The sequence below is a fragment of the Methanobacterium subterraneum genome (genome assembly GCF_002813695.1).
GTDB lineage: Archaea > Methanobacteriota > Methanobacteria > Methanobacteriales > Methanobacteriaceae > Methanobacterium > Methanobacterium subterraneum.
On sequence record NZ_CP017768.1, the window covers coordinates 766,044 to 791,706 of the forward strand.

Annotated in this window: 24 protein-coding genes; 12 read left to right on the forward strand and 12 right to left on the reverse strand. The window is 34.6% G+C overall.

The genetic code is table 11. The annotated features are described in order from the left end of the window. Positions 1-56 precede the first annotated feature (56 nt). A complete protein-coding gene (locus tag BK009_RS03570) occupies positions 57-1,289 on the reverse strand; it encodes an LL-diaminopimelate aminotransferase (RefSeq protein WP_100909070.1) in 1,233 nt (410 codons plus the stop codon). Positions 1,290-1,821: 532 nt separating this feature from the next. Between BK009_RS03570 and BK009_RS03575 the strand changes: the two genes are divergently transcribed. Together BK009_RS03575 and BK009_RS03580 are read left to right on the forward strand one after the other, a co-directional pair. Continuing rightward, positions 1,822-3,222 (forward strand): Mur ligase family protein, encoded by a 1,401-nt coding sequence (locus BK009_RS03575; protein ID WP_100907839.1) that lies wholly within the window; start codon positions 1,822-1,824, stop codon positions 3,220-3,222. 331 nt (positions 3,223-3,553) lie between these two features. Further along, positions 3,554-4,981, forward strand: a complete 1,428-nt coding sequence (locus BK009_RS03580) for a HEAT repeat domain-containing protein (protein ID WP_100909071.1) — start codon at positions 3,554-3,556, stop codon at positions 4,979-4,981. Between the two features lie 93 nt (positions 4,982-5,074). On the opposite strand, the gene BK009_RS03585 is transcribed toward BK009_RS03580, so the two are convergent. Continuing rightward, a complete protein-coding gene (locus BK009_RS03585) occupies positions 5,075-6,565 on the reverse strand; it encodes an MBL fold metallo-hydrolase (protein ID WP_100909072.1) in 1,491 nt (496 codons plus the stop codon). Positions 6,566-7,182: 617 nt separating this feature from the next. Here BK009_RS03585 and BK009_RS03590 point away from each other — a divergent pair. Continuing rightward, complete coding sequence (locus tag BK009_RS03590; RefSeq protein WP_100907836.1) at positions 7,183-8,097, forward strand: 3'-5' exoribonuclease YhaM family protein; 915 nt, start codon at positions 7,183-7,185, stop codon at positions 8,095-8,097. Between the two features lie 235 nt (positions 8,098-8,332). After that, a complete protein-coding gene (locus tag BK009_RS12355; RefSeq protein WP_157809495.1) occupies positions 8,333-8,494 on the forward strand; it encodes a hypothetical protein in 162 nt (53 codons plus the stop codon). 486 nt (positions 8,495-8,980) lie between these two features. Here BK009_RS12355 and BK009_RS03595 read toward each other — a convergent pair whose 3' ends face one another. Beyond that, positions 8,981-9,196 (reverse strand): TIGR04165 family Cys-rich peptide, encoded by a 216-nt coding sequence (locus BK009_RS03595; RefSeq protein ID WP_100906230.1) that lies wholly within the window; start codon positions 9,194-9,196, stop codon positions 8,981-8,983. 963 nt (positions 9,197-10,159) lie between these two features. On the opposite strand from BK009_RS03595, the gene BK009_RS03600 reads away from it, so the two are divergent. From BK009_RS03600 to BK009_RS03620, 5 genes are all read left to right on the forward strand, one after another. Continuing rightward, the gene (locus BK009_RS03600; protein WP_232728026.1) at positions 10,160-10,870 is read left to right on the forward strand and encodes a peptidoglycan-binding domain-containing protein; all 711 of its coding nucleotides are present in this window, start codon (positions 10,160-10,162) and stop codon (positions 10,868-10,870) included. A 401-nt stretch (positions 10,871-11,271) separates the two neighbouring features. Further along, positions 11,272-11,772 (forward strand): NUDIX hydrolase, encoded by a 501-nt coding sequence (locus BK009_RS03605; protein WP_100907835.1) that lies wholly within the window; start codon positions 11,272-11,274, stop codon positions 11,770-11,772. Positions 11,773-11,967: 195 nt separating this feature from the next. Beyond that, on the forward strand, positions 11,968-12,261 hold the full coding sequence (locus BK009_RS03610; protein WP_100906232.1) for a hypothetical protein: 294 nt from the start codon (positions 11,968-11,970) through the stop codon (positions 12,259-12,261). Between the two features lie 632 nt (positions 12,262-12,893). Beyond that, positions 12,894-13,724 (forward strand): peptidoglycan-binding domain-containing protein, encoded by an 831-nt coding sequence (locus BK009_RS03615; protein WP_335645300.1) that lies wholly within the window; start codon positions 12,894-12,896, stop codon positions 13,722-13,724. 412 nt (positions 13,725-14,136) lie between these two features. Further along, positions 14,137-14,628 carry a hypothetical protein gene (locus BK009_RS03620; protein ID WP_100907833.1) on the forward strand — a complete coding sequence of 164 codons (492 nt, stop codon included), beginning with the start codon at positions 14,137-14,139 and terminating at the stop codon, positions 14,626-14,628. A gap of 130 nt (positions 14,629-14,758) precedes the next feature. Here the strand turns inward: BK009_RS03620 and BK009_RS03625 are convergent, their stop codons facing one another. Beyond that, positions 14,759-15,289 (reverse strand): PsbP-related protein, encoded by a 531-nt coding sequence (locus tag BK009_RS03625; RefSeq protein WP_100906235.1) that lies wholly within the window; start codon positions 15,287-15,289, stop codon positions 14,759-14,761. A gap of 245 nt (positions 15,290-15,534) precedes the next feature. Between BK009_RS03625 and BK009_RS03630 the strand changes: the two genes are divergently transcribed. Next, positions 15,535-16,035: a HEPN domain-containing protein gene (locus tag BK009_RS03630; RefSeq protein WP_100906236.1), complete on the forward strand. Its 501-nt coding sequence runs from the start codon at positions 15,535-15,537 to the stop codon at positions 16,033-16,035. 38 nt (positions 16,036-16,073) lie between these two features. Here BK009_RS03630 and BK009_RS03635 read toward each other — a convergent pair whose 3' ends face one another. The 3 genes from BK009_RS03635 to BK009_RS03645 form a co-directional block, all read right to left on the reverse strand. Next, on the reverse strand, positions 16,074-16,277 hold the full coding sequence (locus tag BK009_RS03635; RefSeq protein WP_100907832.1) for a hypothetical protein: 204 nt from the start codon (positions 16,275-16,277) through the stop codon (positions 16,074-16,076). 247 nt (positions 16,278-16,524) lie between these two features. After that, a complete protein-coding gene (locus tag BK009_RS03640) occupies positions 16,525-16,755 on the reverse strand; it encodes a hypothetical protein (RefSeq protein ID WP_100906238.1) in 231 nt (76 codons plus the stop codon). A gap of 478 nt (positions 16,756-17,233) precedes the next feature. Continuing rightward, positions 17,234-17,971 (reverse strand): zinc ribbon domain-containing protein, encoded by a 738-nt coding sequence (locus BK009_RS03645; protein WP_100909074.1) that lies wholly within the window; start codon positions 17,969-17,971, stop codon positions 17,234-17,236. Between the two features lie 694 nt (positions 17,972-18,665). On the opposite strand from BK009_RS03645, the gene BK009_RS03650 reads away from it, so the two are divergent. After that, a complete protein-coding gene (locus tag BK009_RS03650) occupies positions 18,666-20,261 on the forward strand; it encodes a sensor histidine kinase (protein ID WP_169923153.1) in 1,596 nt (531 codons plus the stop codon). 133 nt (positions 20,262-20,394) lie between these two features. Here the strand turns inward: BK009_RS03650 and BK009_RS03655 are convergent, their stop codons facing one another. The 3 genes from BK009_RS03655 to BK009_RS03665 all read right to left on the reverse strand — a co-directional run bounded on the left by BK009_RS03655 (position 20,395) and on the right by BK009_RS03665 (position 22,441). Further along, the gene (locus tag BK009_RS03655) at positions 20,395-20,880 is read right to left on the reverse strand and encodes a hypothetical protein (protein WP_157809698.1); all 486 of its coding nucleotides are present in this window, start codon (positions 20,878-20,880) and stop codon (positions 20,395-20,397) included. Positions 20,881-21,188: 308 nt separating this feature from the next. After that, on the reverse strand, positions 21,189-21,476 hold the full coding sequence (locus tag BK009_RS03660) for a hypothetical protein (RefSeq protein WP_100906242.1): 288 nt from the start codon (positions 21,474-21,476) through the stop codon (positions 21,189-21,191). A gap of 305 nt (positions 21,477-21,781) precedes the next feature. After that, entirely contained in the window at positions 21,782-22,441 is a 660-nt protein-coding gene (locus tag BK009_RS03665) for a DUF998 domain-containing protein (RefSeq protein WP_100909077.1), read from the reverse strand. A gap of 365 nt (positions 22,442-22,806) precedes the next feature. Here BK009_RS03665 and BK009_RS03670 point away from each other — a divergent pair, with 365 nt between their 5' ends. Next, positions 22,807-24,174 carry an MFS transporter gene (locus BK009_RS03670; RefSeq protein WP_100909078.1) on the forward strand — a complete coding sequence of 456 codons (1,368 nt, stop codon included), beginning with the start codon at positions 22,807-22,809 and terminating at the stop codon, positions 24,172-24,174. A 114-nt stretch (positions 24,175-24,288) separates the two neighbouring features. Here BK009_RS03670 and BK009_RS03675 read toward each other — a convergent pair whose 3' ends face one another. Both BK009_RS03675 and BK009_RS03680 read right to left on the reverse strand, forming a co-directional pair. Then, positions 24,289-24,972 carry a hypothetical protein gene (locus tag BK009_RS03675; RefSeq protein ID WP_100909079.1) on the reverse strand — a complete coding sequence of 228 codons (684 nt, stop codon included), beginning with the start codon at positions 24,970-24,972 and terminating at the stop codon, positions 24,289-24,291. A gap of 108 nt (positions 24,973-25,080) precedes the next feature. Next, positions 25,081-25,530 carry a hypothetical protein gene (locus BK009_RS03680; protein ID WP_100906246.1) on the reverse strand — a complete coding sequence of 150 codons (450 nt, stop codon included), beginning with the start codon at positions 25,528-25,530 and terminating at the stop codon, positions 25,081-25,083. Between the last annotated feature and the right edge of the window lie 133 nt (positions 25,531-25,663).

The window sequence follows — 25,663 nt, forward strand, 5'->3', positions numbered from 1 at the left end:
ATTACCAAAAAAAGGATTTAAGAAAATTAAAAAAAATAATATTTTTCCCTCTAAATTCACAGGGAAAGTTTAGATATTCTATCCATGGCTTTTTTGGTATTTTCCAGGGTGTTGAAGGCAGTTAACCGGAGGTAACCCTCACCACTAGGGCCAAAACCAACACCAGGGGTTCCCACTATATGTGCTTCATTCAGGAGGAAATCAAAGAATTGCCAGGAATCCATACCCTCAGGGGTTTTTATCCAGATGTATGGTGAGTTAACCCCTCCATATATACTTAAACCAAAATCTTTCAGGCTTTTCCTTATTATGGAAGCATTCTTCATGTAATAATCAACGGATTCTCTGATCTCTTCCTGTCCTTTGGGGGAGTAAACTGCACTGGCTGCCACCTGTATAGGATAGGAAACACCATTGAACTTGCTGGTCTGTCGGCGGTACCAGAGATTGTTTATTGAATGAGGGTTTCCTTCACTATCATAACCCATTAATTCTTGGGGAACCACAGTATAGGCACAGCGAGTACCAGTGAAACCAGCATTTTTTGAGAAACTACGGAATTCAATGGCCACTTCACGTGCACCTTCAATCTCATAGATACTGCGAGGGATGTCATCTTCCTGTATGTAAGCTTCGTAAGCAGCATCAAATAGAATAATAGAATTATTCTCCCGGGCATATTCCACCCACTTTGCCAGTTGTTCTTTGGTAAGGACAGTGCCAGTGGGATTGTTGGGGTAACACAGGTAAATTAGATCCACCGGTATTTTAGGGATTTCCGGTACAAAACCATTTTCTTCAGTGCAGGGAAGGTAAACCAGTTTATCATAGCGTCCATCATCTCCCATGGGTCCTATTCTACCAGCCATAACATTACTTTCCACGTAAACTGGATAAACAGGGTCAGTAACAGCAACGGTACTGGTTACATCGAATATCTCCTGAATATTCCCGGTATCACATTTGGCACCATCACTGACGAAAATCTCCTCATTGGATAATTCAATACCCAATGGATTAAAATCGTTCTTTATAATCTCATCAATTAAAAAGTCGTATCCACGATAGGGGCCATAACCCTGGAATGTTTCAGCTTCTCCCATTTCCTTCACAGCTTCAGTGAACTTTTCAATCACTGCCTGAGGTAAAGGCCGGGTTACATCTCCAATACCCATACGTATTATATCGGCATCTGGATTGTCATTCTGATATTTTTCAACCCGCTGATCTATTTCAGCGAAGATATAGTTGCTTTTAATTAACAGATAGTTTTCGTTTATAACTGCCATATAGAAACACTCCTCTAGTTATTTATCAATTAGATAACACTAATTTAAGAAAAGCAATTTTCAGATATTTACATTTTCAATACATGTACTCCGTAATTAATTTAAACTTGCCTCTATTTATCCTTTTTTTTAGATATGGATGTTGTGAATAATTTATTATAAAATGATTAAAATTTATTATATGCTGAAAATAATTTATTATAGTCAATGGTTATACTAATATTAACCAATAGGATGTTTTTCAACTTAGTTTAAAACAATAAGTTGCAGCGTTAACTGAAAAAAATCATATTTTGTGTGTGCTATATAAAAAGAGACTTACTATACCATATTAAAGATATTTAATGATGGTAAAGGTTAATAAGTGACAGATATAATTGATTTAGTAATTGTGTTTGATAGTATTTTGAATCAGTGAATATGGATGATAATGGAATATCATCGCATTCTAGAACCAGTTTTAAATCAATTGTCATTTTAAAGACTTAAGTTTATTTATCGGGAACAATAATTTAATTGTGGAGAATTTAACATGAAATGTGTTGTAATAGGTGCAGGTAATGCTGGGCGACCAGCAGCCCGGATATTAAATTATGCAGGTCACCAGGTTCAAATAACTGATGAAAAGGAAATGGAGGAATTCCCCGAGAATGTGCAAAAAACCCTCAAGAAAATGGAAGGGGAAGGAGTGAATCTTCAGCTGGGATGGGATGACCCCACCAATATTGAAGATGTGGACGCAGTGTATATTTCTCCAAACATACCTAAAAACTCCCCTATCAGACATTATCTTATTGACAATGAATTAAAATTATTAATTAATCAGGATATTTCTCAAATTGTTGACAATACCATCAATATTGATGTAATAGGAGTGACCGGGACTCTGGGGAAAACCAGTACCACCCATATCATTTCTGATATCTTTGAAAATGCAGGGTACAAAGTATGGACATGCTCATCCCTTTCAGGTAATTTATTAAGTGAAGTAATTGTGGATGGAATCATAAGCGGAGACCATCTTAAAAGTGATATTGCAGTTTTGGAATTACCTCATGGTACAATCCGACTTCTCTCGGAGTTAAAGTTGAAGGTGGGACTGATAACCAACATCTACTCTGATCATTTATCAGAATTTGAGGGGTCCCTGGAAAAATACACCAAAAGAAAGATGATGATTATTGGATCCAGTGAAATACTGGTATCCAGCTCACAGTGCAGGGAGATTCTCAACCAACACAAGACATTATATTACTGCTCCCAGGGTAGTGACTGTGATATTTATGGCTATCTTAAAAATGGGGATATAGGAATCAAATATAAAATAAAGGGTCGTGAAGGAGATTTTAAAACTGAATTCAATCTCAGGGGTTATTACTTTGAAAACTCGGTTGCCGCAGCAGCTGTTGCTCTGGCATATGGTCTGAAAGAAGAATCAATAAAACATGGCCTGAACAAGTTTAAAGGAATTCCAGGACATCTGGAATATATAGGAAATTATTCTGGTCGAAAAATACACTTTGATGCAGCATTTGTACCAGAAGGCATCATTTCTACTTTAAAACAATTTTCACAGGATGAATCTGATTTAGTGATTTTAATTGATAACCCGGACAGTACCAATCCCCGGGACAAGTTTGAAATAGGGAAAATACTGGGAGAATATGCTCAGGTGATCATAGCCAGCGGATACAATGAGACCACCGGTATCCTGGACATGAAATCAGCACAGGAAGTACTGGAGGGGGCTAAAGACTCCAAAGCAGTTAAAATAACAACAGAAAACATGATTACAGCTGGGGAATATGCTATTAAAAATTCTAAACCCGGAGATATCATATTACACATTGGCCCAGGGGCCATAACCAATTATGAAGATTTAAAATCCAAAATGATGAGGGGAATTGAGAAAGGATGCAAAAAATATCCATAAGCACCGATTTTAGAATATTTTTTCTGATTCCAATCATAAAAACCCTTTTTTAGGAAATAAATCGTATTTTTTTGTTATATCGAACGTAATCATATAAAATAAACATTTTCAGGGCTAGGAATATAAAAAATATTTATTAATTATGGGGAAATATGCAATCTTAATCCTAATTAATTAATTGTCCACATGATAATTGTAATTTGGTGGTAGTAGTAATTCAAGTAGTAGTAATAAAACCTAGAACATATGTTCTTTGAAAACAGTTATTTTAAATAGAAAAAATATCATTTTTAAAATATTCAAAAATTTTCTTATCAAAGGTGTTTATAAAATGGGATATTTAATATGTCAGGAATGTGGCGGTTATTATAAACTCGAAAACGGCGAATCAAAAGAAGATTTTGTCTCATGTGAATGTTACGGTTCATTAACCTATGTCGAGGATATTGATGGTTATTTAAAAGAAAATAATAAGTCAGATCATCATCCTCCAATTACCCTAAAAGATAACACCACTAGAACTGAAAATCTTGACTCAGAAGCGGATTCTGATAATCTTGAGGAGGATGTTCTGGAAGATGAGCCATCTCCAGTAAATCAAAAATTAGAAACCTTTAGTTTCCCATCCTTTAAGGGATCTGATAATCCCCGGGTAAAGGATAGGAATTATTATCGGAAAATAAACTCCAAAGAGGAAAAACCAGACATAGGAAAATTAAAACTTATTAAAGATGTCAATGGCATCATTGAAGCCCTTAATTACAACGATGCAGTGGTTAAACTTGAAGCAGTTAAAACATTGGGAAATCTTGGTGATGAAAGGGCATTGACCCCCCTGAATAAAGTTAAAACCGAAAAGAAGGGCATTCTTAAAACCTATGCTCAAAATGCAATTTTCCACATAGAATCCAAAAATAGGGGACTAAAATCCCGAAACCGGGCCTATTATCGGAAAGAGTATAATAATGCAATTTCATCTGAAAATAATAAAAATAAACCCCTTAATCAGAGTGTAAATAAAAATACAGGGGCAATTACGTTCAAATCTCCCAAAAAAACTAAAGAGGTTTTCAAAAACAATCAAGTAACCAGTATGGGGGCAAGTGACACTCTTCAAACTGACATAGATAAACAGACAGTAACCCATCCCAACCATTCTGAACCCAGAAGTAATCCTGGAAACCAAAAACATACTCCTGAACATAAATCTACGAGTATGAATAAATCTCAAGGTAGTGATAAATCAATTAGTGAGGTTAAGTCTTCAAGTAAGGATAAGCCTTCTATTAAGTCTAATCTTAGAAATGTTCTTTATGGAAATAAAAAGGAAGTTGAAGATGGTAATGGAGTTGAAGTTATCTCTGAAGGTGTTAAAACCCATAAAAATGTTTCTAAACCAAATTATGGGAATTTATTTTCCAAATCAAATAACTTTCCTGAATCCAAAACTAAAACCACAAACAGATCAAATGGCCCAAAAGGACATGAAGATTTTGTTAAATATTCAAATTCCACTCAGGCCAATGAACAATCCAACTCATCATTAGGTGCTTCATCAGTTGTCAAAAGAGATATAACCATAACAACCACTCCAAACAATGGTGGGATCAAAGAAGCCCCATCAACTAAAGTAATGGATGGCGATTACTTCATACAGTTTTTAGGTATTAAAAACACAGATAAACCTTTAATAGGTTTTATTTTTTTGTTTGCAGCATCATTAATTTTTGGAGTTCTTCTAACAATGGGTTATAATTGATTAGATCAGATATCTAAAATTATAATTTCCTCTATATAAATATCAAGGGGATAAGTAGACTATCTATGGAAAAAATTAATTTTATTGAGGGATTTATCCACTTAATTCGGGATATATAACTTCAATCCCATCTTCTTGGAGTTTCAGGAATTTGTCGGGGTGAGTGGTGTGAACTGGATATAACTTATCTGGATTTATCTTACGTATCATCTCCAAAATCTCCCGGCCATTGGCATGGCCAGATGCATGGAAGCCTCTATTTAAAAGGGGTAAATTGAATAACTTCAACCAATTTTCCACTTTCTTTTCATTTATTTCCATCTGTTCATCAAATGGTTCAGTACTGGACTTGATATATACACCATTTGTTGGTTTTATGTCAATTAGTTCCTTTAACTCGAAAAAATCACAACGGAAAATATAATCCTGGGGATCTTCCTGGAGATCATGATAAGTCAAGACATTGTCATTTTCCAGCAATTCCCTTTCCCATTTCTTGTAGTCCCTGAGGCACTGGTCCGAGGTAATGTCACTGGCACATAACCATTCATCCTCTACGCAGGCAAAACTATCATCTCCCATGAGACCCCAACCCTTACGGGGTTTGTAAATCATAACATCACCCAAACCAGGATATTCATAACCTTTTCCACTAAAAAGGTTCAAAATATAAGCCTGCTTAAGACTCACCACCAGTTTTCTCCCTGTATCCTCTGCAACTTTATAAAAGGTTAAAAGCCGATCCAGATCTCTCACTGGATAGTTAACCACCACCAGACCTTTACACATACTTACCGTATCAACAGCAAGCTGTTCAATCTCGATTTCAGTAACATTATCCTCTTTATCAATACGAGTACCTTCACTGATCATAATAGAGGGATTGGCTTTCCTAGCTTCTTTTATGAATTTATGGGTAAGTTCCGGGTGCCTCCCATGGAAACGAAGATCACCAGTATATATAATAGTTTCTTCATCATTTTCCCCGATAAATGCTGAAGCTCCCGGCAGAGAATGATCAACCGGGGCAGATTTCAGGTTAAAGTCCCCAATCTCAAACTTCTGGTATGGCTTCACAATCTGGATATCACGGTCAACCACATTAGCCCGGGAACGAATGTAACCCTCACCACGCTTTTTAGGCTCCAGATAAAATGATTTTTTCAAGTGGAGATACTCAGAAAATGATGCAGCCCCAGTATCTTCTAAAGCTTTTAAAATCAAGTAAGACTCGTTGGAAAGATAAATGGGAATGTCCTCCCGTAAATGATGGACATAGGCCACATGATCCACGTGGGAGTGACTAATTAAAACACCATCAACTGAAGGTTCATTAGGGTAGGGAAGACCCACATGACGAAGGTAATCCTCCCGGTATATTCCATCTATATAGGGTAATAAGCCCAGTTTTATGAAGTCACAAATCCCGTTGGCTTTACGTGGTTGCAGGAACTCTGACAAATAATCATTGGCATGAGAAAATCCCATTCCAAAGTCTAGGAAAAAAGAAGACTGATTCCCATTAATCCGGATTTTGTTACCACCAATTTCACCCACACCACCAAAAAAATCAATACTGGTCAAAGAAACACCCCACAATTTTAAATCCTTACCCGGTCAAAGACCCGCTATTTTAGTCTTATTACTCTGGGAATCATATTCACTAATTTTATTATTGAACTAGAATTTCAGTATATTCGCATTTATTTTTAATTAAAAAAATCCTGGTTGTACATCAAATCGTTGATAGATAACCCTGTCTATAATGCAATTGGATTTCCAATATTAAAAGATTTTTTTTATTTAAATAGGATAACCCCTATTTTTTTAAATTTATTTTCTTTAAATATTACACTTTTTTAAGTTTGCATTTTGAATATTTTAACTAAAATATATTTGTTCTTATAATAATTATTCTCAATTTGTTCTTATAAGAATTATTCCTATTTTTTCAATTGGAATTTTATCCAATCATAAATAGGATTAATTTCTTTTTAAAAATTTTTTAAAAACGGGTTTCAAGTGAAAATTCACGATTAATTAAACTCTATTTTAAACTCTATTCTGGCAACCCATTGATCCCAAAGGTAAAATAAAAATAATCCCTTAGAGATAAACAAATTAAGATAAATTTCATAATCATGCCATCCAGTTATCAATTATTACTGTCTAATGAATATATTATAGGGGCTAGAGCTGCCATGTTAAAAAAAGAAGATGACTTCATAGAAAAATTAAACACTGTCCGAAGGATTAAAACTTCATTTGTAATTGCCAGTGCAACTATTAAAACAGCTAGAAATGGTAAAGATTACCTTGAATTTAGTTTGACTGATAAAACCGGTGAAATAACTGCTCGCATGTTTCCAAACCGAGATGCTCAGGATATCTTTGAAAACATCAATCAGAAAAGTATCTACCTAATAAATGGTAATGTTGATGAGTTTCCCCGCAATTCCCAGAACTTTAGTATAAAAGTAGATAGTTTCCAGCCACTGGAAGAAGATGAGTACCACCTTGATGACTTCATCAGAACCTGCCAAAAAGACCCTGAGGAACTCATCCAGGAAATCATAACCACTATTGATCATATGGAAAATCCTTACCTAAAAAAACTCCTCCAGGAATTTTTCAATGACCCAGAATTTGCTCAAGCATTTTCCACAGCACCGTCTGCTAAAATATACCATCACAATTACCAGGGAGGATTACTGGAACATACCGTGGAGGTATTAAAGATATGTAAAACCGCCTGCCAATTATTCCCTCAATTGGATAAGGAACTACTTTACACTGGGGCAATACTGCATGATGTGGGTAAATTAAGGGCCTATGATTATGATCTTATAAGTATTGATATTTCCAATGAAGGAAAAATGTTGGATCATCTTTTCATATCTGCAAATATGGTGAAAGAGAAAATCGATTCACTGGATGAAGATATGCCTGAAAATCTTCAAACTCAACTGTTACACTTGATATTAAGTCATCATGGTGAAGTGCGAAATGGTTGGGGATCCCCTGTTGATCCCAAAACTCCAGAAGCTGTGGCCTTGCACCATGCCGATAATTTAGATGCTAAGGTCAAAGGTTTGCTACAGAAAATCAATGGTTAATTAAAGAATAAACTCTTTATCTTATCTTTTCGATATATAAAGATATTGAAATTATGCTAATCAGGTTCAAATGATTATAAATTGGTAAAATGCTTATAAAATGATAAAAAAAGACGTTTATTAATAATGGACTCTTAAACCCTTGAAGATTACAAAAGACCAATGCGAGTTTAATATTCTGAATCTTTATTAAATACTATGAATCTTAAATGGAAGATATTTAGGGGGATTTTTATTGGCTATGGATGATATCGATCGGGAATTAGAAAAATATCAAAAAGCAGCGGAAGACCAAAGGAAGAAAACTGCCAGTATAAATAGGGCCTTATTTCTTATCCTGATTTTCATAATATTAGTATTCGTATATTCATTATGGCGTTATCAGGCCTTAAATTAATAGAAATTCAATTACCATTAAAAAAAAATTCCAGAAGCATTTAATCAGAAATGTAATTATTATTAAAATTATAGCAAAATTAATAAATTATTCCACATTAACAAAATTATGCCAACTCTTTTTATCAAAACCAACCTACTGGCATTTAGATTTGAATTCATTAAGTTTTTCTTCAATTAAATAATCAAACAACCTTTCTAACTTGTCATCTGAACAATCATAGATAACTTCATTGTTAGCCATTGCCCCACCACCTATACCTATATTACTTTAATGATCAATGAATGTGCCTACAATATAAACTTTGTGAATAAATTCATAAAGCCAGAAAAATAAAAAACCCAAATAACAATATCGAAATATTAAATCTGGAAAAAATTTTATCAATGTAGAAAAAAAATCAGTTATGAATCTCCAATTATTCTCCTTAAATAATATTATATCAATATTTTGTTATATAAGGGGACTTGGTAGGTTTAAAAAAATCTACAGTTGTATTTTCTTTACTTCTTGTTTTAGCTTGCGTTCTTTGCAGTATTCAAATACATGTCCACATTCACTACAAATTATTACTCCTACATTACCATCTGGAATATGGGGGATGTAGCAAGTGTCAATTGAAGTATCCTTCTTTCTCTGGGAAACAGTTTTATCTTTACAACCACATTTGGGACATTCCTGGTTAAGATCTTCAGTTTTCATTTAATTCCTCCTTATCTTAAGTATTTTTGAATCCTTCCGAGAAATGACAATGAACCTAATTTTTAATGTTTATCAATCCTGGCATACCAGTCATTGATTAATAATTTATTTGGTTCGTGCATCTTCGAACGTATGGTATTATGCGAACCAATGTATATAAAGTTTTTCATGGTGAAAAAATGTCCAGTAATATAAATAGACAATTTTTTTATTTCTGTATCATTTTATTAACACTCTAAATAAATTTTTATATTTACTCCCAAGTCTATGCAAATCTTTTTTAAGATTAACAACCATTGGTTGTGTTTTGGTTAGAATCAATAGAATTGGCTATAACTCATAGCATTTCAAATATCATAAATACATAGGTTTTCCAGCTTCTGTTAAAAAACATCCATCATCTAAAAACACCATTAATCATTTAAAAAATTAATTTGTTGTATTAATACACAAATATAATTGAAATATTTGTTGTATCAATATGCAAAAAAATCAAGGAATACTCCACCTAAAATCTGAAAACACTTTAGATTAAAACAAAGATTATTTATCTGTTAATTTAAAAATATAGCCATTTTATATTCTAAATTCTAAATTATCACTTTTATAACTGGAAACAGCCATCTTCTGATAGGTAGTTCTAGGTAATGGTTAAACCAATTACTGAGCTTGGATAACAACTGCCACAATGGACTGTTATTTTTTAGAATTAGACATGATTTGATGATTTTTTGGGGATTTGAACCTTATTGGGCCTATTCTGATCAACGCTCTAAAGAAAACCTCTCAATACGCTTTATTTAAAAAAATAAGCTTAGAAATGGCCTTAATAAACAAAATAAACCGAAACCTTTATATAACATGGCCAATGAACTGTTGGTGTTAAAAAATGTCCTATATCATTTATTTTAAGATTTAGGACACGGAGGCGATAAAATTAGGCGAAAATTCACACAAGCAATAGTGGTTGCATTGTGTGCACTTTTCATGGTAATCCCTGCAGTGGGAGCCGTGGAAAGTTCAGATACTGAAAACACGGTCGTGACTAACGCAAGCGCAGACCAAGACATGAAACTGGGAATGACTGGAGATGAAGTCACAAAATTACAGACCTGGTTACAAACCCAGGGATTTTACAAGGGTAAAATCGATGGTGAATTTGGTACCTACACTGAACAGGCTGTAAAAGCATTCCAGCAGTACGTTGGAATAAAAGATGATGGAATTGTGGGAAACATTTCCCGTCAGAACATGAAAGACCTGGTCAATGGAAACATTTCCCCATCCAGCAGCAGTACCTCAACCAGTACCTCAACTGGTACATATAGCAAAACTGGTAGTTCAACAAAAACTGGTAGTTCAACATCATCAGCTAAAGCTGCATACGGAACCAGCAAATCCTATTCTAATTCTTACAGATCCACCAGTAATGGTTGGAGCAGTGGAAAAGGAACTGGTGACTGCTGGGATAACAGTAACGCACTCTATGGTGAATTAACCTCATCCGGTCAACAAGCAAGAGTCGTACAGTATGCCAACAGCTATGTTAACAACCACCGATCCGTTCAGGTGTACCAGAACGGTGCATGGGTGGACTACAACTACAAAGCTAATGGATACTCAAACCGATACTACGCCCAGAGCAGTAAACCTGGAATGACTGTGATAAAGTAGGAGCCTAATAAAGGTTTAAATTAAGGCTGGAGATAAAATCTCCAACCTAAAATATTTTTTTTAAAATAATATGATGATAACTATCAATTTAATTACTAATCCATATTTATTCTCTTCTAGTTCTTTCCATAGAATATCTTTTAAATAAAGATAAATCAAGACTTATACTCCCATAATCCATAGAGTTAAATCTCTAAAATCTATAAATAGTTTTACCGGGGTTAAAATGATCATTCAAATAAAAAAAAAATAAATTAATTTAATATTAACATTAGTGATGTGAGATATTATAAAAAAATCATCAGAAATGGCTTACGGAAACATTCAAAACAAAATAAATTGTATAAGAATAATTTTAATTAAGGGATTAATTATTAGGTATTATTAGGGAGAATTATACCATGATCGATTTTGTATTCGGCCTTTCAGTGCGTGTTTTTTTAACTAATGATGAGGGTAAAATTCTAATTCTGAAAAGATCCACTGATTCAAAAACCAACCCAGGTAAATGGGAGCTCCCTGGAGGAAAGGTTGATCAGGGCGAATCATTTGACCAGGCCCTAATCCGGGAAGTATACGAGGAAACCCAACTAAAAATCTCACTGGAACATGTTGTAGGGGTGTCAGAACAAAACTTACATCTGATAAGGGCAGTGCACATCATACTATCTGGTGAAATAGTTGAAGGCGAACTAAATCTTAGCAGAGAACATGAAGGTTTCGCATGGGTATTTTTCGAAGATTTACCCGAATATGAGCTGGCTGACTGGTTAGAGGACTTTGTGAACAATCAAGATACACCAAAAAACTTTGAAAGTGATGATAAACATCAGTTTACCCGTACAGTTAAACCATGGTTGAAATCTATCCAGAGTTCCATGGATAAAATTATAAAAAAGTAGTGCTATCCATGATGGAATTCTGTTGGATGAAAATGATTCAACACTTAGAACTAAACTGATAATAAAAACATTTAAAACATTTAATATAGGATAGTTTTTAATAACAATCCCATCAAATTCTAATAATGTAAGAACTAAAGTTCTAACATAATTAATGGTGGATTTTGTTAGTAAAAAATTGAGGGGAGATTGCTAGTGACTTTAGAGAAACTGGTCAGTGAAAGGAACAACATATTAGGGGAATTGAAAGCATATGAAGACCTTCAATTAGCACTGGAGAAAATTAAAAGGTTTAATATGGAAAATTATGGTGAAACCACCCTGAAAGTCTATGACACCAGTAATGATCCGGAAATGGAAGAGATCACGGAAACAGTAGTTGCCATTAGAATAGATGAACTAACAGACTATCTCTTGAAGATATCAGAAAATATTAATCAAATAAAAATGGCCGAACAATCTGAAACATCTATTAATGATTCAGATTAACATGATAAATGTTTAAAACTATTATTTTTTAATAAATTTATTTTTCACTGGAAAATATTAAAATATTTTTCTCCAGTAGTGTTCAGAACATTATCCATAGGAAATTTTTCTTTTCAATTTTATTTTGGGTTTCTCACTTCCATGACCCCTATTTTATTATTAATAATATTTTCCATTAAAAAGGGTGGATGTTATTAATAATTAAGGATATGGCCTCATTAATGAAAAAATGGATTAAAATCGTTTAAATCACATTAACTTGTATAATAATTATTTTTAATTAATAAACTAAATTTAAAGGTCTTTATTGATTTAAATGCTAGTTACTGATGTTTTAGCTTTTATACGGGATAATATGTCATTGAAATAAAAGAATTGGAAATACTTATTTTCCTTAAACAAGGTTTAAATTGAGCTAGTTACGTGAAAATACTAAAGGAAATAAACTATGGTTAAATGCTAAAATCAAAAAGCTTAGAATGGGTTTTAAATTAAAAAATAAGCTCTTAACATCCGTTTTTTGAAGATTTTTTTCGAAAGCTTTATAAAGGATGTTGTTTCCATCATTGTCTATAGAAAATAGCCCTGTAAAACAGATTAATAAGGGGCGCGGAGGCGGTATAATTAAGCGAGTGAAGCGAAACTCTACCTATGCAGTATTATGTATGTTGTGCATGTTGGTCGCGGTTATACCAATTTCAGGTGCCGTGGATGATCAGAATAATAATGCAATAGGTGAGAATCCTGCCGATGGTTTGTCCATTGGGGTTACTAATTCTGAGATTCAAGAAACTCAGGACGTACTTCAGAAGAACAAGCCTTTTGGTGAGAAAACAACAGAAATATTAGGAAATAACACTACTGATGGTTCATTGAAGCTTGGATCTACCGGTGATAAGGTCAAAGAACTACAAAAATGGTTAACTGATTACAGCTACTACTCTGGTGATATTGACGGTAATTTCGGTGCTGACACTGAAAAGGCTGTTAAAGCTTTCCAGGAAGAAGCAGGTTTGATCGTTGACGGTGTTGTGGGAAAGGACACTACAAAGGCCATGGAAAACTGGGACAAGTATGTTGCAGAAGTCCAGGCTGCTGCCGGTGAAAGTGATACCAGTTACTCATCAAAGAGTTCAAGTTCAAGCAAATCATCCTATTCCTCTTCTAAAAAATCCTATGCTACTGCAGTAAGAAGCTACACTAAGAGATCTTACAGTAGTTACGGTCGAAAAGGAGTTGGTGACTGCTGGGATAACAGTGCAGCTTTATATGGTCAGTTGACTTCATCCGGACAGAGAGCCAGAATTGTACAGTACGCAAGTAGCTGGGCATCCAATCATCGTTCAGTTCAGACCTGGAATGGTAACAGCTGGGTTGACTACGACTACAAAGGTAATGGTTATGCCATGAGATACTACGCTACCAGTGGAAGCTCATCTGGAAAAGTGATTGCAAGCAGTTAATCCTAAAACAAAATCTTTCAACAGTTGTAAGCAACAGCTGTTGACTCTACATTTTTTTTATCCAGGAAAAAATTAAAGAAGAAAAAAAAATTTACTGGATGTTTAATAAACCGTCTTGATGTTTATTTTATTTGAATAAATGTTATATTTCTCATAAAAACGTAGAATAAACCTGAATAATTGGAAATAAGATATTATGTAGATTAGATTGGAAACACTCAGGTGATATTGAATTTGATACCATTAAAATTAATTCCCTGTAATGGAATAACAGGAACAATAGATAATGTTAAATTCAGGTTTTCTATAAACCAGTATTTAAATTAGTTCATATAAAAAAATTTATCGTAATACATGAATTAGATTTTTAAACATTGAGTAAAAATAAATGTAGCAACTTTCACGGTGAGGGATGAATACGAAAAACTACCAATCCATAATATTAATTCTTATTTTAGGGACGGTTACCGTGAGTGGATGCACATATCTCACTGGAACTACCGCCACTATTAATAAAACCAGCACTGGGGGAAATTTTGAAAATGAATGGGTGAAATTCCAGTACCCTCCAGAACTGGTGATTCTAGACCAATCTAACAGTACCCAGTGTAAATTAGAGATTTATAACAGCTCTACCCCCAACATTGAAAACATGGTCGGTGAAGTATTCTATTGTAAGAGTAACCGGACAGATTTATCCTGCTTTACTAAAAGAAAAAGCATAACCATAGCTGATAAACCCGGGATAAAAATTGAAGACGGTTTACAAGTCTGTAGTTATGTTTTCCTCAACTCGGAATATACCGATGTTAAAACCATGATTGTGAACTTCGATGCCCAAAAATATCGAGATGCCTATCAAAAAGTTGCCGACACTGTGGTTGTAAAAAAAATATCCAGTTAGTATTTTAAAGTGCATAACACCAGATTTGACATTAATCATTATTTAAATAAGATTAATGTCTTTTCATTCCCCCTAATTGTGACTGTTATTGGTGGATAGGATGAAAAAATAATTAATTAAAAAAATAGAATTAATTTTTGGTCTGGAAACTGTTTAATATATGATCAATATCACCTTTCAGTTTTTCCAGCGATCCTCCAGTTACAAAGGATATAGTGTAGATGTAGTTGTCTTTACTGTAAAGTACCAGTTTTACTTCACCTAATTTTCCTCTTTCTGGACCTGCCATTTCTTCAATGTCAATTACCGAGGCCTTAACACCATCCACAGTACGGTTGGTTTCATTAAATACCTTCCCAGTCTTAATGTATATGTTATTATTTTTAACCTGATCCAGTGAAGTTCCATTTAATGATATCTTGTTAATGGTAACCACCGAACGGTTAGTGGAATTGTCAGTACTGTTTTTCTCACCCTGAATCAATTCACCAGGAGTACGTTCTGAAAAAGACCATTCATTGGGGTAATTAAAGGAAATTTCTTTTCCCTCATTATTTTTACTACTAAAATGTGTTCCCGAGGCCATTATACTAAAAACCATGGCCAATAATATGATAAAAACTACTGTGATTATTGTGATGAACCTTTTATCAAAATTCATAATATAACACCTCAACAAGTTAACATGGCATATATGATTATCTCCTAATAAAAATATGACCCTATTTCCCTGCCGGTTTTAATCTTAAAAAAAGGGATGGAATAACAATATTTTTAAGAAAAAAGTATTAAAATTCTCCATATTAAGAATCATATCTAAAGATAACATTTAATATAACCTTCTAACAACATTAATACCAAATTGCAATTTCACTAATAAATTGATAAATATGAAAATCCCAAAGAATGGTGGTTTATTTGGAAAAAATTGATGAATTATACTATCAGGGGCATCTCAAAAAAGTTGAGCCTTCTCCTTTAAAAAGTGCTTTATCCCTTAAAGAAGCAAGAATATGGTTAAAAGAAGCTGAAGAAACTTATGAGAATGGTTTTTACCGTTCTTCTCGTGTTTCAACTTACTTCGCTTGCCTTCACGCTGTGCGTTCTGTTACCTACAGGGATGGTGTTTCAGTTGAGAACCCTCAATTTTTAATCGATTACCTTGAAAGATATCGTGCAGGTGGCAATATGGGAAGGGAATGTCTTGATGTGTTGACTGTTATTTTTAACCTCCACTACCAGGATCAACATCACTTCCAGTCAATACGGAATCCTGAAGAATTACGAGAAGCCATTGAATTTGGCCAAGAATTTATAAATTGTATTAAAGTACTTCTAGAGAAAACAGGGAAGTTGCCCCGTTCTTTAATAAAAAATTCGCTACGAGGAAATGATTTTGTTGAATAAAAAGAGTTCTTCAATAGTATCAAATTAATAAAAAAAATCTATTCCTTATTTTCCTTACTTTTTTTTAGATCCAACACATCATGGTAGATCTCTGCCCATATATTATCCATGGAATCAGTAACTGGTTTATTCTCAAATGAATCAAGGTTTTTCTCAATGGCTTCAATTTCACCCTTTCTTTTCAGTTCCTTAAATTTTTTATTAACCCTTTCAAAGTCTTTTTTAAGATATTCTAAGGACATGACCGGTCTCCTGTAAATTGTAATGGATCTACAATTAATATTTATTATAACTAATTTTATATCCTTTTTTTCATTTTTAGTTACAATATAATTACAGATGAATAAAATAATAAAAATTTATTTTATCAATTAAAAAAAGCCAATAAGCTTATATCTGCTGATTAAATAAATATAATGTAAATTATACGGTTTATTTAATCAATGAAAACCATAAATTGAATTAAGATGATTTAATCTGGAATATAGATTAAATCTTAGAAAATTTTACTTTAATCTCTAATTTATCTCCCTCAGCCGTGACCCTGAACTGTTTGGTACCTCCATAAAACTGGTTACCATTAACATACCACATTTGCACCTGATAACCTGGTTCAGGTAATGCATGAAGATAAACATGACTTGATTCGGATACTACAATTTCTCCATTAGGAATGATTTTACCATGTTCCCCCGCTCTAATTGTTACGTGACAAGTCACACCATTAACCCCCTATGATATGCTTATGATATCATAATTAATAATTAATAAGAAGGAAAGGTATATACTTTTCGTGTTATACAAACATTTATCTTACCAAGGAATGTGAATCATCAATGATTTATGGTTTTTTTATTCAAGAATTTAATGCAACTTTCATCATCAAATTTAATGGTTTTTAACTAAGAAAAATAAATGAACTTTCATCAAATCAATTGCTAACTTTATTCAGTGTAAAGGGTTATATATTCGATAGAGATGATCCAGTGCTTAAAATATAATGAAGGCTTCCATTAATTATATTATGGGGGTGCAGGTGGAGTTATCTATGGGTGCAATCATACCCCTCCCATATGTTGGTTGTAGATTGATATTTGGATAATATCTTAAAAAAATAAAAATAATAGTACTTGATTTATCAGTAATTAGCCATAATATTGGTTATTGACATAATCTTAATTTCCAGGGTTCTAAATATTCAGGGATGTTGATTTCTATATTCTAAATGACCACCACAATCACATTCCTGGGAGAAATCATCAGGAGATTCTCCCTTTTGGAGTTCATAGTACCCACCACATTTATTACATACCAAAAATCGTTTTTCATTTTCAGCTGGTTTTATAATCTTTTTAGAACTACTACCCGATGATTTACCCAGAAAATTTCCCAGATCTTTCATAAGGCCCTTTCCAGTTTTCTCCACATCCCTCATTAGATCCTGACCTGTTTCCTTAATCTCATCCAGGGGATCATCCCTGGATGTTGTGGTTTTACTGGGGGAATTGGCAGTACTTGTGATTTCAGTTTGGGTGGCACCGGTTTGAACAGTGGTGACGGATTCTAGAGGTTCATATTCATAGGCATTGCTACCGCATTCAGTGCAGAATCTGGTTCCTGGTGCAATGGTAGCATTACATTTAGGGCATTTGGTAATGGGTTCCCTATTCTCCTCCCCTATACTCCCTAATCCTTCTCCCTCCATATCTCCTTTTAGCTTTGCCCCACACTCAGTGCAGAACTGGTTCTCTGCTGTCAATTCCGCATTACACTCTGGACAGTTTAAAGTGGATGCAGCCATTTCATTATCATGGATTTCTTTTCCCTTAGATTCATGACTTTGATCCTCGACTGGTTTACCACATTCTGTACAGAATTTTGATCCAGGCTTAATCTGAGCATTACATGTACTGCAAACTTCTAAACCATTTTCCATTAATAAAACCCCTGTAAATATCTTTTTTTCTCTTATAAGATTATTTGATATTATCTGATAAAAGATTATCGAAACTAACCATCACTATGATAATGATTGTTTCAAATATAGGCGTATATTGTGATTAAATCATATTTTTTCCATCTCAGGGAAATCTTGCAAAAAACTTGATTAATAACTTAAACCATATCAGTATAAGAGTATGAATAAAAAAATTCTAGTTGTTCTGATGCACATACTTTATTGTTTAATCGGTGGATGACTGATGAATACCTCAAAATCAACAAGCAGATTAAAATCAGGTGTATTATTATCTTTAGCCATTTTCATTTTTTTAACCTTACTACCCATAACATTCTGGGATAGCAGTATCGCACCATTATACATAAATCTTTTAGTACCCCTAATGAGTTTCCTGGTAAGTTTATTAATGATTTACTCTACATGGTGGTCTTATAAAAATAATAAAAAGCTATTAAATCCCTGGATAATGATAACCACGGCAACGGTACTTTATTTCATTGGCAATCTGTTAAATTTCTTTTTTAGAGATTATTGGGGGGTAATATCTACCCCCTCCTTCGTTGACATTTTGTTTATGGTTTCTTATCCCTTATTGATTCTAGGTATATTCAACTTTCTCCAAAAGCCATACAAAACAAGATTAACACCCTTGTTAGATGCGATTATTGTTATGGTGTCCTTGTTATTCATAATATGGTTTCCCCTCATCTGGCCGGTAATTAAACCCAGCCAACCAGATTCTCTTTCCATGATACTATCCATATCCTACCTTTTCCTGGATCTTATATTTTTATTGGGTGTAACCATAGTTCTATTCAGTGAAAACAAAAAGATCAATGTATTACCCATTTTGTTGTTGGCTCTGGGCATATTCCTACAAGTATTGGGGGACATGGCCTATGCTTACCATGTGGTAGTTCCCAATCTAGAATATTTATATTTTGCAGACCTTCTGTATAGTTCAACATCTTTCTTTGTTATCCTGGCCATAATATCATATTTAAATAAAATTAACATTGATATACGGGATTATTTATCAATTTACAGGAAACCACTTCTTTATAATGATTGGATTTCCTATTTGCCATTGATACTGGTACTTTTTACCTACAGTCTCCTACTAGTTACATCCCCAGACGCTGCTCTAATATGGGGAGTTGGAATCATTGTGACCCTGGTAATATTACGGCAAGTTATATCCTTAAATGAAATAAGAAAAGCCCAAATTACTCTAAAACGAAATAAAGAAATAATATCACAGAGGAAAGCACAGCTGGACTTCATCACCTCTAACATGCTAGATCTCATCAGTGAATCTGATGAAAAAGGTGTTTACAAGTATGTCAGTCCCTCATCAAAACAGTTATTAGGCTACTCCTCTGAAGATTTACTGGGCAAATCCATGTATGACTTCATACATCCCGATGATTCTGAAAAGGTAATTGAAAGCCTTAAAGAATCACAGGGAATTGCAGAAGGGATGCGAATACAATATCGATATAAAAATGCCGATGGAAACTATGTATGGCTGGAGACAACTGGAAAACCCGTTTTTGACGAAAAAGGTTTTCGGGGATTTATTTACAGCAGCAGGGATATTAGAGACCAGAAAAAAGCTGCTGAGTTTGTTAAAAAATCACTTAAAGAAAAAGAGGCCCTTCTCAGGGAGATCCACCACAGGGTGAATAACAATTTACAGATTATATCAAGTTTATTGAGTTTACAATCAGATAACGTGGTGGATGAGAGGGATCATGAACTATTTGTGGAAAGTCAAAACAGAGTCAGATCCATGGCCATGATCCATGAAAAACTCTATCAATCTGATAGTTTGAACTCAATAAACTTCTCAGATTATATTGAAACCCTCCTTAATAGTTTAATCTATGATTATACCAAAGATTTAGGGCATATTAAACTTGATCTGGATATTGAAAAAGTAGATTTGAACATTGAAACTTCTGTCCCCTGTGGTCTTATTATAAACGAACTGGTTTCCAATGCACTGAAACATGCTTTCCCCAATGGTAGACCAGGTAAAATCATGGTAAAACTACACCAGGATAATGATCAGTTCATACTAGAAGTGGGTGATGATGGAATAGGATACTCTGAAGAAGAAGTCCCTGAAAATGAAAAAAAGTTGGGTTTCAACCTGGTTAAATCATTACTACAACAGTTAGATGGGTCAATGGAAATTCAGCATGGTAATGGGACTGTGTATCGTATTGTCTTTTCTGAATTAAAGTACCAAAAACGGTTCTAATAATGGAAAACGGTTTTATTAAAGAATCGGTTTTGATAATGGAGAAGGGTTCTGATTAATGGTATTAATATTAAATAAGCAAGTTCAGGCTTAATTTTAAACAAATTTTTTAATCATTATACACTACTTTTTTCTAGTTAAGGAAACTGTTTTTAATCCTTAGGGATTTTACCACCACATTAACTGCTGGTTCCACTCTGGAATAATAGTTATCGGGCAGTGTTTCCCGGGAAGTGATAATGTAAGTTTTGTTATCCTTACTAAAGGCAATCACTGAACTTATGTAATCTGGACCCAACAGGAGGAAATCATTCTGTGCAGTGTTTTTATAGACCAGTTTTTCACATTCCCGACCATCAACTTGCACTGGATCCCGGCTAATAACCTGAAAACGGGGATACTCTACCGGATAGTTCTGGATATAACTTTCAATAATTTCAGTTGGATCCACATCACTGCTTTGAATGTAAATCCATTGGTTATCCCAAGTTTTTAAACTGGCCAGAGAATCACTGGAATTAGAATTATCCACTGTCCAGTTTTCAGGAATTGTAAAACTTAAAAGACTGTTCTCATAGCCTCCTTCAAGTGTGCTACACCCGGATATTGCCGTTATCATTAATACAGTTCCCATTATCAAAATAAAATTCTTGTTAAAAATCTGGATCACTTCCTGAAATAGATTTATTGGATCAATTCATATTTATTATCAATGGAGTTTATTATCAATGGAGTTGGTTACCAATAGGAATTGAGGTAATTGTCAATGAATTGATGGTCACGTACATGATGATAAACCTTTTCTTGATATTTTTAGAGGATAAATTGACTATTTATTTATGATATTGGAGTAGAACTACTGGGATACGTTAGAAAAAGCAGAAAGGGGAATTTAATTAAATAATGATGCTATCAAATTTAAAGTTTTTATTTAGATGCAGGGTTAATTAACACGGTAACTGGCTTTTTGCTGTGGGAACTTCCTTTTAGAATAAGATAGAATGGTCGGTTTTCTTTAATTCTTTCCATTCTCAAGGGACTTAAAAGAGTTTTAAACGATTCACCCACATCTTTTAATTCAATTCCCTGTCTTTTTAACAGTGGCATAATATTTTTATTTAAACTGTTAAGCTGGTCTTTCTTGAGCAACTGGGGTTGTAAAGTCATTTTATATGGTTTTGTATGTATTTGAGATTCAATTATATGTTCATTCATAAGACAAGTCCTCCCGAGTTTATATGATAACATGCATCTAATCTAAGAAACATATTCTTAATTCATAAAGTAAAAAAGTTAAATTCAAATCCTCAACCAAAACATATTTTAAAAATAATAAATATGTTAACACTGGAGAAATGAAAAAACAATTTATCTATATATAACATTGGTGTAGGGATCTAATTAAATCTTCGGTTTTATATTTTCAGATAGATATCCTTATATTTCCTTAATCTCCAATATCTCCTATTATTTTTAGAATAATCCCTGGATTTTAGAGACGGAGATACAGATTTTTGTTCCTAGAAATATCCCCTGGTAAATCTTATCCTAACCCAGTCCTCTCCCCTGCTGGTGAGATAACCTCCCATTGCAAGGAGATAAAATAGAATAGGGTATACTACGAATCTTTCTGCACCTCCCAAACCCAGATAGATTATGATTGGATTATTCAGCCCCCATAACAGTGCTGAGATGATAATAGTTAAAGAAGTGAAACCAGTGAATATGGACACAATTACCATGGGAATGTTCAACCCCAGGCGATAGGAGAATAGAACTGTTAAACTACCAAAAATGAAGGTTAAAATGGCAAAAAACATGTGAAAACTACCGGTGTAACTGGGAAACAATCCCACTCCCACTGCACCAACAGCGGAAATGGCCAGGCAGGAAGAGAAAAGCCGGCAACCTCCACTCTTCAGAATTAAATAAACACTGGCAAGACTTAAAACTCCTAATAATATCACACTAACATTGAATATGGTGGCTGAAGGCTCAATGGGTGGAATGGCACCTCCAAGGTGGCTGAGGGTGTCAGTGGTTGAGCTGTACCCTGGAAACTGTGTTTCTGCAAGGTTGATGGCCATGAAAAACTGTAGAGCAGCAATTAAAAGTAATATACCTGCAGTGCGGTAAAAATCATTCTCTGGACGGAAAATACTCCCATTCTGAACTTTCATAAACTCCAAACCCCCTCTCCAATGTTAATTTAGTACTCAGGATACCAAGTTAATATGCATGAAATAAAATTGAATTAAATGTTACCCGGTGTACGCATGTAATTAAAACCTATACTTTATTAAAATATTTTTATAAATTTTAAAGTATATAAAATCAGTTTTTGTTGTATGGATACAATCAAATATTTTTTGTTATATTCATACAAAATTATAATCAATAGACTGGTTTAAGATTAAAATAAGTATAATACGATTTTTTCATGTTCATTAATAAAATAATTATGGATATCCATATCAATCCATTAAAGCTTTAGAATGAATGGTAAAAGGATACTTATTTACATTATAAATCAGTATTTCATTTTATGGTAAATCAGGGCCAGAATCGCATACTCATTCTTCTCTTTGTGGGAGTGTTCATGGGGTCCCTTGATATCGGTATTGTAGGTCCGGCACTACCCAGCATCCAATCATACTTCACAGTGAACGAACGACTACTCTCATGGGTTTTCACAATCTACATCTTATTTTTCATGTTAGGTACACCATTAATGGCTAAATTATCAGACATATATGGTAGGAAAGCAATTTACATCCTGGATATCCTCCTTTTCACCATTGGTTCAGTGGTGACCATAACCTCCTTCTCATTTGAAATGCTCCTTCTAGGAAGAGCAATACAGGGTTTAGGTGCTGGCGGGATTTTTCCAGTGGCCAATGCCTTTATTGGGGACATATTCCCACCGGATAAAAGGGGAGGTGCCCTAGGAATCCTCAGTTCAGTATGGGGGTGGTCCAGTGTCCTGGGACCAATACTAGGTGGTTTATTACTCCATTATGGCTGGCAATGGTTATTTATTATTAACCTGCCCATAACCATGGCAGTCATTGTGGGAAGTCTTTATATTCTCCCTTGCAGTGAGAGGAACCATAAAATTACCTTTGACTGGCAGGGGTTAATGGTATTGGGTTTTCTGGTAACTTCCCTGGCCTATGGGATCAACCAGATAAACACCAATAACATCACCAGCAGCCTCCTTTCATGGGATGTACTACCCTACCTAATTCTAAGTGTGATAATGGTGCCAATTCTATGGAATGTTGAAAAAAAAGCTCAAAACCCTCTCATACAGGTTGATCTTTTGAAAAGTCGAGAGGTTAAACTGGTAAATAGTATAATGGTGGGCACTGGCCTGGTGCAGGCCTCCACAGTATTCATCCCGGCCTTTGTAATTGTGGCCCTGGCATTTTCCTCACGTCAGGCCAGTCTAATGCTAGTCCCCCTGGTTCTTACCATGGCCCTGGGCGCTCCCCTAATTGGAAGACTCCTGGATAAATTTGGTTCCAGGAACATAATGCTCATCGGATCCCTGGCAATGGCAGTGGGACTCTTTACCGTCGCCCTGTTTTCAGAAAAATTTTACATAGTAATTGCGGCCAGCATACTAATTGGAGTGGGCATGAGCACCACCATTGGCTCCCCTCCCCGTTATATTATGCTGGTGGAAAGCCCACCTCAGGATAGAGCATCAGGTCAAGCTCTCCTGAATATCATCACCAGTGTGGGGCAACTGGTAGGTGGGGCACTGGTGGGAGCATTCATCGGCTCCTATGCCGGAGAACTTTTAGGATACCAGTATGCTTACTTGTTCATAGGTCTGGTTGCGTTGATTATGACTATACTGGCCATTGGACTTAAAAGCAAGGAAGAACAGATTAAAACGAGCTATTAATAATTGAAATATTCAGTTTCTAAGAAAAAAATGAACTCTTTATTCTGTATCCAGAATAACGTAACTTTATGTACTTTAAACTTTCTTTTGCAGTCTAAACAAAGAAAAAAATGGTCACTGATGATCAACCGATGGCTCTAACTGGTTGAGTTCAACCAGAGCATTTTGAAATGCATTTTTAGTTATAACCCCATCATCCAGGGATGATCTGAGTTCAAAGGTAATGTTCTTCACAGTAATTCGATCGCCCTTATTCCGTAGATTAGCGTAGGCCATGAGGATTATAGGGTCCTTTTGTGCCAGATCGTAAATAGTTAAGGATTTATTCTTTTCAGATTCAGTTTTAACCACTGCATCAGTCACCTGTAAATTAACAGTCCTGGCATCAGGATTAACTGGAGGAACTGCTTTCACTTTAACTGAAGATAATGATTCGTTCACTGTTTTCCGGAACTGGCTGAAATTCACTGAATAATTATCCTGCCAATTTAGGGGTGTTTTATTCACCACATGGTTCAAACTATCTATAAAAGTGTAAAATAAGCCACCATTTTCACCATAAATGTTATCTGTTTCTGGATAGTAGGGGGTTGTGAATTCACTAACCCATTTGGTCCGATTTTCACGGTTGGTTATTATAACATAAAACTCGGCAACTTCCCTTTTTCCCTTGGGCACCTTTTTGAACTCTCCCACAACAATTTCACCACATATCTCATTGCCAGGGCTTAGCTCATTTAAAAATTTGGTATTATAATCTTCCATATCTCCATATTCAGTCAAACCAAAATCCAACATACACCTGAACCCCCATTGGTTAATTAATTTTTTCTATAAAATATTATAAAAACTTCCATCAGGATCTTCAATGGTAGGAGTTAAGCCCTGAATTTCAAAAACCGGGAATCAGTTAATATGTTCATCTCCTAAAATGTTCCAGGTTCTTAAAATCCGCTTAACACCCCTTTCAGTGCTCATCACCCTTCCCATCATGGTGCCTGCTGTTAAACTGAACACTAATCCCATTAACGGAGGCCCCTGCAACCAGTAGGAGAGATAATGGGTTCTGGTAAATACAAAGACCAGGTAACAAATCAGGATTATGGCACCAATCCAGTCCATCTGACCAATAACATTACTGGTTTCATCATCCCAGCTCAAACGATACACACGACTCACCAGTGTACCAATGCCCAGACCAATGAGTACCCCTCCCAGAGCCCATGAAATACTAAATGTACCGGTTATGACTTCGTATATTATCACCAATAACATGACCACCATAACTATGGTGTAAATTCGCAGGCGCTTTATAAGTCGTTGATCTAAGTATTTAGATAACTGTTTTTGGCTCATTTACTCCCTTTTCCCTAATTTTTAACAACTTCAATAATCCTCTATTGAATTATTAGTTATCATTCTTGAATAATGTTTCCGAATCCTTAAAAGATATGTTTTTAAAGTGAAGTAATAAAGAATTAGGAACATG